11 protein-coding genes are annotated in these 12,003 nt (G+C 69.9%); 7 read left to right on the forward strand and 4 right to left on the reverse strand.

Features of this window, described 5'->3' with window-relative positions; translation table 11 throughout:
- Positions 1-23: 23 nt before the first annotated feature.
- From FVQ89_RS04900 to FVQ89_RS04920, 5 genes are all read left to right on the forward strand, one after another.
- On the forward strand, positions 24-1,460 hold the full coding sequence (locus tag FVQ89_RS04900) for an NAD-dependent succinate-semialdehyde dehydrogenase (protein WP_147900759.1): 1,437 nt from the start codon (positions 24-26) through the stop codon (positions 1,458-1,460).
- 71 nt (positions 1,461-1,531) lie between these two features.
- Positions 1,532-2,122 (forward strand): phosphoribosylglycinamide formyltransferase, encoded by a 591-nt coding sequence (purN, locus tag FVQ89_RS04905; RefSeq protein WP_147900760.1) that lies wholly within the window; start codon positions 1,532-1,534, stop codon positions 2,120-2,122.
- Positions 2,119-3,705 carry a bifunctional phosphoribosylaminoimidazolecarboxamide formyltransferase/IMP cyclohydrolase gene (gene purH, locus FVQ89_RS04910; RefSeq protein WP_147900761.1) on the forward strand — a complete coding sequence of 529 codons (1,587 nt, stop codon included), beginning with the start codon at positions 2,119-2,121 and terminating at the stop codon, positions 3,703-3,705. Before purN ends, purH begins: the two co-directional genes overlap by 4 nt.
- Positions 3,706-4,001: 296 nt before the next feature.
- Positions 4,002-5,822 (forward strand): ABC transporter ATP-binding protein, encoded by a 1,821-nt coding sequence (locus tag FVQ89_RS04915; protein ID WP_147900762.1) that lies wholly within the window; start codon positions 4,002-4,004, stop codon positions 5,820-5,822.
- On the forward strand, positions 5,819-7,633 hold the full coding sequence (locus tag FVQ89_RS04920; RefSeq protein ID WP_187264904.1) for an ABC transporter ATP-binding protein: 1,815 nt from the start codon (positions 5,819-5,821) through the stop codon (positions 7,631-7,633). Before FVQ89_RS04915 ends, FVQ89_RS04920 begins: the two co-directional genes overlap by 4 nt.
- Before the next feature lie 15 nt (positions 7,634-7,648).
- Here the strand turns inward: FVQ89_RS04920 and FVQ89_RS04925 are convergent, their stop codons facing one another.
- Positions 7,649-7,957: an MGMT family protein gene (locus tag FVQ89_RS04925; RefSeq protein ID WP_147900763.1), complete on the reverse strand. Its 309-nt coding sequence runs from the start codon at positions 7,955-7,957 to the stop codon at positions 7,649-7,651.
- Between the two features lie 6 nt (positions 7,958-7,963).
- Positions 7,964-8,416: a GNAT family N-acetyltransferase gene (locus tag FVQ89_RS04930; protein ID WP_147900764.1), complete on the reverse strand. Its 453-nt coding sequence runs from the start codon at positions 8,414-8,416 to the stop codon at positions 7,964-7,966.
- A gap of 113 nt (positions 8,417-8,529) precedes the next feature.
- Between FVQ89_RS04930 and FVQ89_RS04935 the strand changes: the two genes are divergently transcribed.
- Together FVQ89_RS04935 and FVQ89_RS04940 are read left to right on the forward strand one after the other, a co-directional pair.
- Positions 8,530-9,747, forward strand: a complete 1,218-nt coding sequence (locus FVQ89_RS04935) for an NADP-dependent isocitrate dehydrogenase (RefSeq protein WP_147900765.1) — start codon at positions 8,530-8,532, stop codon at positions 9,745-9,747.
- A 138-nt stretch (positions 9,748-9,885) separates the two neighbouring features.
- Positions 9,886-10,866 carry a malate dehydrogenase gene (locus FVQ89_RS04940; protein ID WP_147900766.1) on the forward strand — a complete coding sequence of 327 codons (981 nt, stop codon included), beginning with the start codon at positions 9,886-9,888 and terminating at the stop codon, positions 10,864-10,866.
- A gap of 5 nt (positions 10,867-10,871) precedes the next feature.
- Here the strand turns inward: FVQ89_RS04940 and FVQ89_RS04945 are convergent, their stop codons facing one another.
- Together FVQ89_RS04945 and FVQ89_RS04950 are read right to left on the reverse strand one after the other, a co-directional pair.
- Positions 10,872-11,444, reverse strand: coding sequence for a YdeI family protein (locus FVQ89_RS04945; RefSeq protein ID WP_147900767.1), 573 nt, complete (start codon positions 11,442-11,444; stop codon positions 10,872-10,874).
- 62 nt (positions 11,445-11,506) lie between these two features.
- Complete coding sequence (locus FVQ89_RS04950; RefSeq protein WP_147900768.1) at positions 11,507-11,944, reverse strand: Hsp20/alpha crystallin family protein; 438 nt, start codon at positions 11,942-11,944, stop codon at positions 11,507-11,509.
- Positions 11,945-12,003 lie beyond the last annotated feature (59 nt).

Genomic DNA, 12,003 nt, shown 5'->3' on the forward strand with positions numbered 1-12,003 from the left:
CGGCACAGGGGAAGGGATAGCAGATGAGAACCTATGACCTGCTCATCGACGGGCGGTGGTCGGCCCCATCAGACGGTGAGTTCATCGAGGTCGTGAACCCTTCGACCGGCGAGGTCTGCGCGCGAACGGCGCGGGCGACTGCGGACGATCTGGATCGCGCGCTTGACTCGGCCGCCGGTGGATGGGAGCGCTGGCGGAGCAGATCGGGGTGGGAGCGATCGTCGGTGCTTCGAGCTGCGGCATCACTTCTTGCGGCGCGAGCGGACGCCGTCGCCGAGACGATCACGAGGGAGCAGGGCAAGCCGCTGCGCGAGGCGCGCCTCGAGGTCGCCCTCGCCATCGAGCAGCTCGACTGGTGCGCCGACGAAGCGCGCCGCATCTACGGGCGCACCATGGAGGCGCCGTCGCCGAGCATCCGATACCGGGTGGAGCGTGCTCCGGTCGGACCGGTGGCGGCATTCACGCCGTGGAACTTCCCCATTTCGCTCGCCGCGCGCAAGATAGGCCCGGCTCTGGCGGCAGGTTGCTCGATCATCGTGAAGCCCGCCGAAGAGGCCCCCGGTGCCGCGATCGCCCTGGCCGAGTGCCTCGTGGAGGCCGGCGTCGACGAAGGCGCGCTGGTGATCGTGACCGGGGATCCCGTGCAGATCAGCGACCACCTCGTCTCGTCTCCGATCATCCGCAAAGTGAGTCTCACCGGATCCGTGCCGGTGGGGCGGCGCGTGATGGAACTGGCCGCCCGCAACATCTCCGCGGTTTCGATGGAACTGGGAGGCCACGCACCGGTCGTCGTCTTCGGCGACGTGGATCCCGTCGAAGTGGCCCGCGCCTGCGTCACCGGCAAGTTCCGCAATGCCGGACAGGTGTGCATCTCCCCCACCCGCTTCTACGTTCAGGATGAGATCGCGGCGGAGTTCAGCGCGGCGTTCGTCGAGGCGACCGCTGCGCTTCGCGTCGGAGATGGAATGGACGAGTCGACACATGTCGGCCCGCTCGCGAGCGGTCGTCGGCGCGACGCCGTCCACTCGGTCGTCGAACAGGCGGCCCGAGCGGGAGCCTCGCTCGTGCTGGGCGGGCGCCCCATTGACGGACCGGGGTTCTACTACGAGCCGACCGTCCTCACGGGGCTCGCCGACGACGCTGCTCTCATGCAGGAGGAGCCGTTCGGACCGGTCGTGCCGATCGCGAGCTTCTCCACCTTCGACGACGTCATCGCCAAGGCGAACTCGACGCGATACGGTCTCGCGGCGTACGTCTTCACGCGCGACCTGGGCCTCGCGACTCGGGCGGCCGAGCAGATCGAGGCCGGGCTTGTCGGCATCAACACCTTCGCCGTCAGCGCGACGCCCGTTCCGTTCTCCGGGGTCAAACTCTCGGGCATCGGCGCCGAGAACGGCGCGGAGGCGATCGAGGGTTACCTGGTGACCAAGTCGATCGTCACGTCTGTCGGGGAGCCATGATCCTCCGCTCCGGCGCCGCACCGGTCTCCTTGCCCGCGCTGGTGCGCGGACGGGGCCGGTAGGCTGGGTGGGTGCTGCGCCTCGTCGTCCTCATCTCGGGGGGCGGGTCCAACCTCCGTGCCCTGCTCGAGGCCGCGCAGAGCCCTGAATTCCCGGCGCGCGTCGTCGCTGTCGGTGCTGATCGGCAGGCCGATGGCCTCGGTCACGCCGAGGAGTTCGGCATCTCCTCGTTCGTCGTGCCGTTCACCTCGTACCCGTCGCGCGAAGAGTGGGGCGACGAGCTCCTCGCCCAGCTGCGCGAGTGGCAGCCCGACGTCGTGATCCTCTCGGGCCTCATGCGGCTGCTGCCGCATCAGGTGGTCGAGGCGTACAGCCCCGCGATCGTCAACACGCATCCGGCCTACCTGCCGGAGTTCCCCGGAGCCCATGCCGTCCGCGACGCGATCGCGGCGGGCGCCTCCGAGACGGGCGCGAGCGTCATCGTCGTCGACGACGGCGTCGACACGGGCCCGATCCTGCACCAGCGCCGGGTGCCCGTCCTGCCGGACGACACCGAGGCGACGCTCCACGAACGCATCAAGCCCGTGGAGCGGGCGCTGCTCATCCAGACCGTCCTCGACATCGCGGACGGCACCATCGATCTCGAGGAGTATTCCGCGTGAGCACTGCGCGCATCGACCCGTCCCTCTACCGCGAGCGCGACCGCGTGCAGATCCGCCGGGCCCTCGTCGCGGTCTCCGACAAGACCGGCCTCGTCGAGCTCGCGTCGGCGCTCGCGGCGGCCGGGATCGAGATCGTGTCGACGGGCGGAACGTCGAAGGCCATCGCGGATGCGGGCCTCCCGGTCACGCAGATCGCCGACCTGACGGGATTCCCCGAGCACCTCGACGGACGCGTGCGGACCCTGCACCCGAAGGTGCACTCGGGGCTGCTGGCCGACCTGCGGCTCGAGAGCCACGAGGCCGAGCTCGAGCGCTTCGAGATCGAGCCGTTCGAGCTCGTCGTGGTGAACCTCTACCCCTTCGCCGAGACGGTCGCGCAGGGCGCAGAGCCGGATGCCGTGGTGGAGCAGATCGACATCGGCGGACCGGCCATGGTGCGCGCGTCGGCGAAGAACCACGCGAACGTCGCGGTCGTCGTCTCGCCCGAGCGCTACGGCGACATCGTCGACGCGATCGCCGAGGGCGGCACGACGCTCGCGCAGCGACGCGCGCTCGCGGTGGAGGCGTTCCGCCACACGGCCAGCTACGACATCGGCGTGGCGAGCTGGATCGGCTCGGTCGTCGCCCCTGACGACGAGGGCTCGGGCTTCCCCGGCTGGGCGGGTGCCAGCTGGACGCGCGCCGAGGTGCTGCGCTACGGCGAGAACTCGCACCAGCGCGCCGCTCTTTACCGCAGCCCGCACGGGCTCGGGATCGCGCAGGCGACGCAGCTGCAGGGCAAAGAGATGTCCTACAACAACTACGTCGACGCGGATGCCGCGCTCCGCGCCGCCTACGACCACGAGACCCCCGCGGTCGCCATCATCAAGCACGCGAACCCGTGCGGCATCGCCACCGCCGACACGATCGCCGCAGCCCATGCGCTCGCCCACGCGTGCGATCCGGTGTCGGCCTACGGCGGCGTGATCGCCGCGAATCGCCCGCTCACCCGCGAGGCGGCGGAGTCGATCTCGCCGATCTTCACGGAGGTCGTGGTCGCCCCCGAGTTCGAACCGGGCGCTCTCGAGGTGCTCGCCGCGAAGAAGAACCTGCGCCTGCTTCGCCTGCCCGACGGCTACGGTCGCACCGAGACCGAGCTGCGGCAGATCTCGGGCGGGCTGCTGCTGCAGCAGGCCGACACCCACTTCGCTCCCGCGCTGCAGTGGACGCTCGCGTCGGGCGAGCCGGCCGATGAGGCGACCCTCGCCGACCTCGAGTTCGCGTGGCGTGCCGTGCGCGCAGTGAAGTCGAACGCCATCCTGCTCGCCTCGGGCGGCGCCTCGGTCGGCGTCGGCATGGGGCAGGTGAACCGGGTCGACTCGTGCAAGCTCGCCGTCGAGCGGGCCGGGGAGCGCGCGGCGGGTTCCGTCGCCGCATCCGATGCGTTCTTCCCGTTCGACGACGGCCCCCGGATCCTGCTCGAGGCGGGCGTGAAGGCGATCGTCCAGCCGGGCGGCTCGATCCGCGACGAGGATGTCATCGCGGCGTGCGCGGAGTTCGGCGTGACCCTCTACCTCACGGGCGAGCGGCACTTCTTCCACTGAGCGCCTCCACCCGGCAACGCCGATCCGTGTTGCGATGTCGGATGCGGCGGGCATAGTCTGTAAGGCTGTCCGGTCATCCGCCGGGCGGTCAGCTCGCTCCCGAGGAGGAATCATGACGAACACCGGCATCTCGCGTCTTGTCGCGGCGTATCCGGCTGTCTTCCTCCCGGCGCGACGCCGTTAGAGGCAGCACCGCTCGCCCGCACCGCCCACCGCGACGGACCTCCCGGGTCCGCCTCCCTCCGCACCCCTTCCCACCACTCTGTGCGCATTGCGCACGCTCATCCGGATGACCCATGTCTCAACTGACGCCTGACGTCCCCGCGCGCGGAACCGTCCGCACGCTCGCTCGCATCCTGCCCTTCGTGCGCCCGTTCCTCGGCCGCACGATCGTCAGTCTCTTCGTCTACGTCGCGCTGGTGCTCGTCGCCCTCGCGGTGCCCGTCGTGCTGCAGTGGATCATCGACGGTCCGCTCGCGTCGGGCGATGCCGCCGAGGTGTGGCCGGCCGCGGGCATCGTTCTCGCGCTCGGTCTCGCCGAGGGGCTGCTCATCATGCTCCGCCGCTGGCTCGTGCTCACGCCCTCGACCTACATCGAGGCCGACATGCGCGACACGCTCTACGCGAAGCTGCAGGACCTTCCGGTGGCCTTCCACGACCGGTGGCAGAGCGGCCAGCTGCTGTCGCGGTCGATGGGCGACCTCGGCCTCATCCGCCGTTGGCTCGCGTTCGGTGTGATCCTGCTCGTCGGCAACGTCGTGGTGATCCTCGTCGGCTTCGGCATCCTGTTCACCTGGTCGTGGCAGCTCGCGCTCGTGTTCCTGTTGAGCTCGCTGCCCATGTGGATCGTCGGGTTCCGCTTCGAGCGCCGGTACTCGGTGGTGTCGCGACGTGCCCAGGACCAGCAGGGCGACCTGGCGACGACGGTCGAGGAGTCGGTGCACGGCATCCGCGTGCTGAAGGCGTTCGGGCGCGGCAGTCACAGCCTCGAGCGGTTCCTGCAGCAGGCCGAGGAGCTGCGGGGCACAGAGCTCGAGAAGGCTCGGTCGATCGCGGGACTGTGGCTCTGGCTGCTGCTGATCCCGGATGTCGCGTTCGCCCTGTCGCTGCTCGGCGGCGTGGTGCTCGCCGCGGGCGGGCAGCTGACCGTCGGAGGCCTCGTCGCGTTCTTCGCGGCGGCGGCCGTGTTGCGCTGGCCGATCGAGTCGATCGGCTGGCTGCTCTCGATGACCTACGAGACCCGCACCGCCGTCGAGCGCATCTTCGAGGTGCTCGACGAGCCCACGACGATCCGCGACCCCGAGGAGCCCCGGACGGTCACCGAGCCGCGCGGGCGTCTCGTCTTCGAGCACGTGCACTTCCGCTATCAGGATTCGCCCGCGGCGGTGCCCGACCTGCTCGACGACATCGTGCTCGAGGTCGAGCCGGGGGAGACGATGGCGCTCGTCGGCCTCACCGGATCCGGCAAGACGACCCTCACCGCCCTCACCACCCGCCTCTACGACGTGACCGGAGGCGCGGTCGTGCTCGACGGTGTCGACGTGCGCGACCTCACTCGTGCCGAGCTGCGCGCACGGATCGCGATGGCGTTCGAGGAGGCCACGCTGTTCTCGGCGTCGGTACGCGAGAACGTGCTGCTCGGTCGCCCTGAGCTCGAGGCCGACTCGCCGGAGGCGGAGGCCGTGATGCGCGAGGCGCTCGAGATCGCGCAGGCCGACTTCGTGGACCGCCTGCCGTTCGGCGCCGACACCACGATCGGCGAGGAAGGTCTGAGCCTCTCCGGCGGTCAGCGTCAGCGCATCGCGCTCGCCCGCGCGGTCGCGGCGCGGCCCTCGGTGCTCGTGCTCGACGACCCCCTCTCCGCGCTCGACGTCGACACCGAGGCGCGCGTCGAAGCGGGACTCCGGCGCGTGCTCGCCGACACGACGGCGCTCGTCGTGGCGCACCGCCCGTCGACGGTCATGCTCGCCGACCGGGTGGCGCTCCTCGAGAACGGGCGCGTCACCGACGTCGGCCGGCACTCGGAGCTGCTCGACCGCAACGCCCACTACCGCCACGTCATCTCGTCTCTGGAGGAGAAGGACGGGCAACCGATCACGGGGGAGGTGCCCGCATGACCATCACGCTCGAAGGGGTCGAGGGCGAAGACCGCCAGGACTTCACGCGCGACGAGAGCCGCGCGATGCGCCAGCGCTCGCTGCGCCTGCTCGGATCGCTGCTGCGCCCGCTGCGCGGTCGGGTCATCATCGCGATGCTGATCGTCGCCGTGAGCACGGGGCTGCAGACCGCGGGTCCCGCGCTGATCGCGTACGGCATCGACACGGGCCTGCCCGCCATCATCGAGCAGCAGGATGCGATGCCGCTCGCACTCATCGTGCTGCTCTACCTTGCGGCCGCGATCGCAGGCGCCGTGCTCATGTGGCAGTACACGATGCTCTCCGCGCGCATCAGCCAGGCCTTCCTCTTCGACCTGCGCGGCCGCATCTACCGCCACGCGCAACTGCTGAGCCTCGAGTTCCACGAGAGCTACACCTCGGGGCGCATCATCGCGCGGCAGACGAACGACCTCGACTCGATCCGCGAGCTGCTCGACTCGGGTATCCAGGGGCTCATCCGCGGTGTGCTGTACATGGCATTCATCGGGATCGCGCTGCTGTTCCTCGACCCGATGTCGGCGCTCGTGATCGCGGCGTCGCTTCCGATCCTCGCGCTGCTGACGCGGTGGTTCCAGGTGACCTCGCAGCGCGCGTTCCGCGCCACGCGCATCTACTCGGCGCGCCTGATCGTCAAGTTCGTCGAGACGATGACGGGCATCCGCGCGGTGAAGGCGTTCCGGGCCGAGGAGCGCAACGCGCGCGAGTTCGGACAGCACGTGGAGGACTACCGCGCGGCCAACGCGAAGGCGATCGGTGTGTTCGGGGTGTTCGACCCGAGCCTCGTCGTGATCGGCAACGTGGTGGTCGCGGCTGTGCTGCTCGTCGGTGGGCTCCGGGTCGCGGACGGCACCCTCGCCGTGGGCGTGCTGCTCGCGGCGCTCATGTACACGCGGCGCTTCTTCGACCCCATGGAGGAGATGGCGCAGTTCTACAACTCGTACCAGTCGGCCGCCGCCGCTCTCGAGAAGATCTCGGGCGTGCTCGACGAGAACCCCAGCGTGCCCGACCCCACGCGCCCGATCGACCTGTGGAAGGCGCGCGGCGCGATCCGGTTCGATGGCGTGCGGTTCGCCTACCGCGACGACTTCGTCGTGCTGCCGGACTTCGACCTCGACATCCCGGCGGGGCAGACCATCGCGCTCGTCGGGTCGACGGGGGCGGGCAAGTCGACGCTCGCGAAGCTCGTCGCGCGCTTCTACGACCCGACCGAGGGCAGCGTCTCGCTCGACGGGGTCGACCTGCGCGCGATGCACCCGAAGGACCTCCGCCGCGCGATCGTGATGGTCACGCAGGAGGCGTACCTCTTCAGTGGGTCGGTCGCCGACAACATCGCGCTCGGCAAGCCCGGTGCGGCACGCGACGAGATCGAGGCGGCCGCTCGGGCGGTCGGTGCGCACGAGTTCATCCTCGCGCTGCCGGACGGTTACGACACGGATGTGAACAAGCGCGGCGGGCGCGTCTCGGCGGGGCAGCGCCAGCTGCTCTCCTTCGCGCGCGCGTTCCTCGCCGACCCCGCGGTGCTGATCCTCGACGAGGCGACGGCGTCGCTCGACATCCCGAGCGAGCGGCTCGTGCAGGAGGGCCTCACGACCCTCCTCGCCGACCGCACGGCGATCGTCATCGCGCACCGGCTCTCGACGGTCGCGATCGCCGACCGCGTGCTCGTGATGGAGGACGGCCGCATCGTCGAAGACGGCACGCCGACCGAGCTCATCGGCGGCACAGGTCGATTCGCCGCGCTGCACAAGGCCTGGCGCGACTCGCTCGTGTGAGTGCGCGCCGTCCGCTCACATCCAGCGGGCGGCGCGCAGGTCCACACGAAAGCTCGAACCGTCACGCGACCAGATGAGCGGCGTGCCCTCAGCCTCGTAATGCTCGAGGGCGCGTTGCTCGTGGCCGGGAGCGGGGTGGCCGGATGCGCGGACGACCCGCCACCAGGGCACGTCGCCTCCGGCATAGGCCATCACCTGCCCGACGCCGCGCGCCGCGCGTGACCCGAGGGTGGCGGCCACATCCCCGTAGCTCATCGCGTGACCCTCGGGGATCGAGGCGACGACCTCGAGCACCGCGCTCGTGAAGTCGTCCGAGGGCGGCACGTGGCCTCAGATGCTGAGTGCGCCGAGCTTCTCGCCGTACGGCGTCTCGCCCACGACCTCGAAGCCGACCGCCTGGAAGAACGCCTCGGGGCCCGCTTCGCCCGGCGCCCACACGACGGTGAGGCGCTGGAAGCCGCGTCGGCGGGCCTCCTCGGCGAGGGCCTTGACGGCGAAGCGTCCGACGCCGGCACCCTGCGCATCCGCCTCGACGTGCACGCGCCAGAGCGCGGCCTTGAGGAACTCCTCGGTCGCGTCGGGGTCGAAGGTGCCCATCACGTAGCCGACGACGTGGTCGCCATCGAGCACGACCCGCGGCCACGAACCCGCCGGGTCGAGGTCCTGCTCGGAGTGCACGTACGTCTCAGGCTGGAGGAAGTCGGCCTGGCCGGGCTTCAGAGCGAGGTTGCGTGCCGCCACGATCGTCTGCGCGGTCAGCTCCTGGAGTCTCAGCTCGGCCATACGGGACAGGCTAACCCGCCCGCCTGTGCGGTGCATAGCCAGTTATCTCGATATCAAGATAACTGAGGAGGACGCTAGGCTGTTCCGCGGCGTACGACGCGAAAGGACAACACGTGGTCGACAAGATCAAGGTCGAGGGAACGGTCGTCGAGCTCGACGGCGACGAGATGACCCGCATCATCTGGCAGTTCATCAAGGACCGCCTCATCCACCCGTATCTCGACATCACCCTCGAGTACTACGACCTGGGCATCGAGCACCGCGATGCGACCGACGACCAGGTCACGATCGACGCGGCGCACGCGATCCAGAAGCACGGTGTGGGCGTCAAGTGCGCCACCATCACGCCCGACGAGGCGCGTGTGGAGGAGTTCGGCCTGAAGAAGATGTGGAAGAGCCCGAACGGCACGATCCGCAACATCCTCGGCGGCGTCATCTTCCGCGAGCCGATCGTCATCTCCAACATCCCGCGCCTCGTGCCCGGCTGGAACAAGCCGATCATCATCGGGCGCCACGCGTTCGGTGACCAGTACCGCGCGACCGACTTCGTGTTCGAGGGTGCGGGCACCCTCACGCTCTCGTTCCAGCCCGAGGACGGCTCGGAGGCGCAGAGCTTCGAGGTCTACCAGGCTCCGGATGGCGGCGTCGCGATGGCGATGTACAACCAGGACGCCTCGATCCGCGACTTCGCGCGCGCGAGCTTCAACTACGGCCTGAGCCGCGGGTTCCCGGTGTACCTCTCCACCAAGAACACCATCCTGAAGGCGTACGACGGCCGCTTCAAGGACCTCTTCCAGGAGGTCTTCGACGCCGAGTACGCCGAGAAGTTCGCGGCCGCGGGCATCACCTACGAGCACCGGCTGATCGACGACATGGTCGCCTCCGCGCTCAAGTGGGAGGGCGGCTACGTCTGGGCGTGCAAGAACTACGACGGTGACGTGCAGTCCGACACGGTCGCGCAGGGCTTTGGCTCGCTCGGCCTCATGACCTCCGTGCTCACGACGCCCGACGGCAAGATCGTCGAGGCGGAGGCGGCGCACGGCACCGTCACGCGCCACTACCGCCAGCACCAGGCGGGCAAGCCCACCTCGACCAATCCGATCGCCTCGATCTACGCGTGGACGCGGGGCCTCATGCACCGCGGCAAGCTCGACGACAACCAGGCGCTCATCGACTTCGCCGAGACCCTCGAGGACGTCGTGGTGAAGACGGTCGAGTCGGGCAAGATGACGAAGGACCTCGCGCTGCTCGTCGGCCCCGAGCAGGAGTGGCAGACCACCGAGGACTTCCTCGCGACGCTCGACGAGAACCTCCAGGCGCGCCTCGCCTGACCCAGCCCTCTCGGTTCCGTGAGAGTACGCACTTCTCGTACTCTCACGGACGAGGGCACGCAGAAGTGCGTACTCTCACGGGGTGCGAGGGCCCTTGGGCCCGGGGCGGCGCGCGCCCGGAAGCGTAGCGTGGGTGGCATGACTCCGTCTCCCGTCAACGTCACGGTCACGGGTGCCGCCGGCCAGATCGGCTACGCGCTCCTCTTCCGCATCGCATCCGGTGCGATGTTGGGCGACGTGCCCGTCCGCCTGCGGCTCCTCGAAGTGCCCCAGGCGGTCGCCGCGGCCGAGGGAACGGCCATGGAACTGGCGGATTCGGCCTTCCCGCTGCTGGCGGGAGTCGATGTCTTCGACACCCCGGATGCGGCGTTCGCCGGCGCGCAGGTCGCGCTGCTCGTCGGGGCGCGTCCCCGCACGTCCGGGATGGAGCGGGCCGATCTACTCGCCGCGAACGCGGGCATCTTCGGGCCCCAGGGGCGCGCGATCGGCGAGCATGCGGCCGACGACATCCGCGTGCTCGTGGTCGGCAACCCCGCCAACACCAACGCCGCGATCGCCGCGGCGCACGCTCCCGACGTGCCGCGCGAGCGGTTCACCGCGATGACGCGCCTCGACCACAACCGCGCGCTCGCACAGCTCGCCGCGAAGCTCGAGGTCGGCACCGGCCGCCTCGCGCGCATGAGCATCTGGGGCAATCACTCCTCGACGCAGGTGCCGGATCCCTCCCGGGTGCTGCTCGATGGCGAACCGGTCGGTTTCGACCCGGCGTGGGTGTCCGACCACTTCGTGCCGACGGTGGCGAACCGCGGGGCTGCGATCATCCAGGCGCGCGGTGCGTCGTCGGCGGCGAGCGCCGCCTCCTCGGCGATCGATCACGTGCGCGACTGGGTGCAGGGCACACGCGACGGCGACTGGGTGTCGGTGGCGCTGCCGAGCGCGGGTCAGTACGGCGTGCCGGACGGCCTCGTGAGCTCGTTCCCGGCGGTCTCCGTCGATGGCGAGTGGCAGGTGGTCGAGGGCCTGGAGCTGTCCGACGGGGTGCGCCGCGCCCTCGACGCTTCAGTGGCGGAGCTCACCGCCGAGCGTGACGCGGTGCGCGCTCTTGGCATCTCGATCTAGCCAGGTCAGTGGAACTTCTCGCCGCGTTCCAGCATCCGGGCGAATTCCGCGGATCGACGCACGCGGGTCTCGGGGCGCACCGCCTGCTGGATGCGGAAGATGAAGGCCCAGCGGTTCTGGGCGTTGAGCGCGGCGAACGCCTCCGCCGCCGCGGGACTCGCGTCGAGCTCCGCCTGTAGCTCGGGCGGAACGGGGGCGCCCTTCTGCCGGTAGGCGGCATCCCACCGACCGTCGGCTTTCGCGCGCTCGATCTCGGCGTGGCCGCCGGGTCGCATCCGGCCCTCGTCGATGAGGCGAGCGACGTGATCGCGGTTGATCTGCGACCACGGGCTCCGCGACCGGCGCGGGGTGTACGCCTGCAGGGTGAACTCGTCGTCGAATCCGCCGGCCTGTCCGTCGATCCACCCGAAGCACAGCGCCACGTCGAGCGCCTCCTGCCGCGTGAGACCGGGCGTCTGGGCGCCCTTCTTGAGGATCTTCAGTCGTACGCCGTCGTGGGGCGGGTCGTTCTCGAGGAACTGCTCCCACTGCTCGACCGAGGTGAAGTGCAGGATCGGCTTCTCGGCGAACGACGACATGCCGCATACGATACGGGCCCCGGACGACATCCGTCCGGGGCCCGTCTCAGCGACGCGAGCGACTACACCGCGTCGGCGTTCGCCTCGACCTCGCGCGCAGCGTCGGAGGTCTGCACCTCGATCTTGCGCGGCTTGGCCTTCTCGCTCACCGGGATCACGACGCTCAGCACGCCGTTCTCGTAGCTCGCCGAGATGCCGGCAGTGTCGATGCCCTGGCCGAGGTTGAGCTGGCGCAGGAACGAACCGCCGGAGCGCTCGCGCGCGATCCACTTCACGCCCTCCACGCCGCGCGGGGTGCGCTCGGCGCGGATCGTGAGCAGCTGGCCGTCCACGTCGATGTCGACGCTGCCGGGGTCGATGCCGGGTAGGTCGGCGTTCAGCACGTAGTGGTCGCCGTCGCGGTAGAGGTCCATCGGCATCAGCCGGGGGCCCTGGCGGCTGTCGAGGAGCTGGCCGGCCACGCGGTCGAGCTCGCGGAACGGATCGAAGAACATGGTCATGTGGGTTCCTCCTCAAGATATGAGTCTTGACGACTCAACTTTCCTGAGATCAGTTTTAG

The sequence above is a fragment of the Homoserinibacter sp. GY 40078 genome, assembly GCF_008017545.1.
Classification (GTDB): domain Bacteria; phylum Actinomycetota; class Actinomycetes; order Actinomycetales; family Microbacteriaceae; genus Homoserinibacter.

What these genes read in the sequence shown, in the direction of transcription:
- FVQ89_RS04900 (WP_147900759.1), top strand. Translation starts at nt 24, where the DNA reads ATGAGAACCTATGACCTGCTCATCGACGGGCGGTGGTCGGCCCCATCA.
- FVQ89_RS04915 (WP_147900762.1), top strand. Translation starts at nt 4,002, where the DNA reads ATGTCTCAACTGACGCCTGACGTCCCCGCGCGCGGAACCGTCCGCACG.
- FVQ89_RS04920 (WP_187264904.1), top strand. Translation starts at nt 5,819, where the DNA reads ATGACCATCACGCTCGAAGGGGTCGAGGGCGAAGACCGCCAGGACTTC.
- FVQ89_RS04930 (WP_147900764.1), bottom strand. Translation starts at nt 8,416, where the DNA reads ATGGCCGAGCTGAGACTCCAGGAGCTGACCGCGCAGACGATCGTGGCG.
- FVQ89_RS04940 (WP_147900766.1), top strand. Translation starts at nt 9,886, where the DNA reads ATGACTCCGTCTCCCGTCAACGTCACGGTCACGGGTGCCGCCGGCCAG.
- FVQ89_RS04945 (WP_147900767.1), bottom strand. Translation starts at nt 11,444, where the DNA reads ATGTCGTCGTTCGCCGAGAAGCCGATCCTGCACTTCACCTCGGTCGAG.
- FVQ89_RS04950 (WP_147900768.1), bottom strand. Translation starts at nt 11,944, where the DNA reads ATGACCATGTTCTTCGATCCGTTCCGCGAGCTCGACCGCGTGGCCGGC.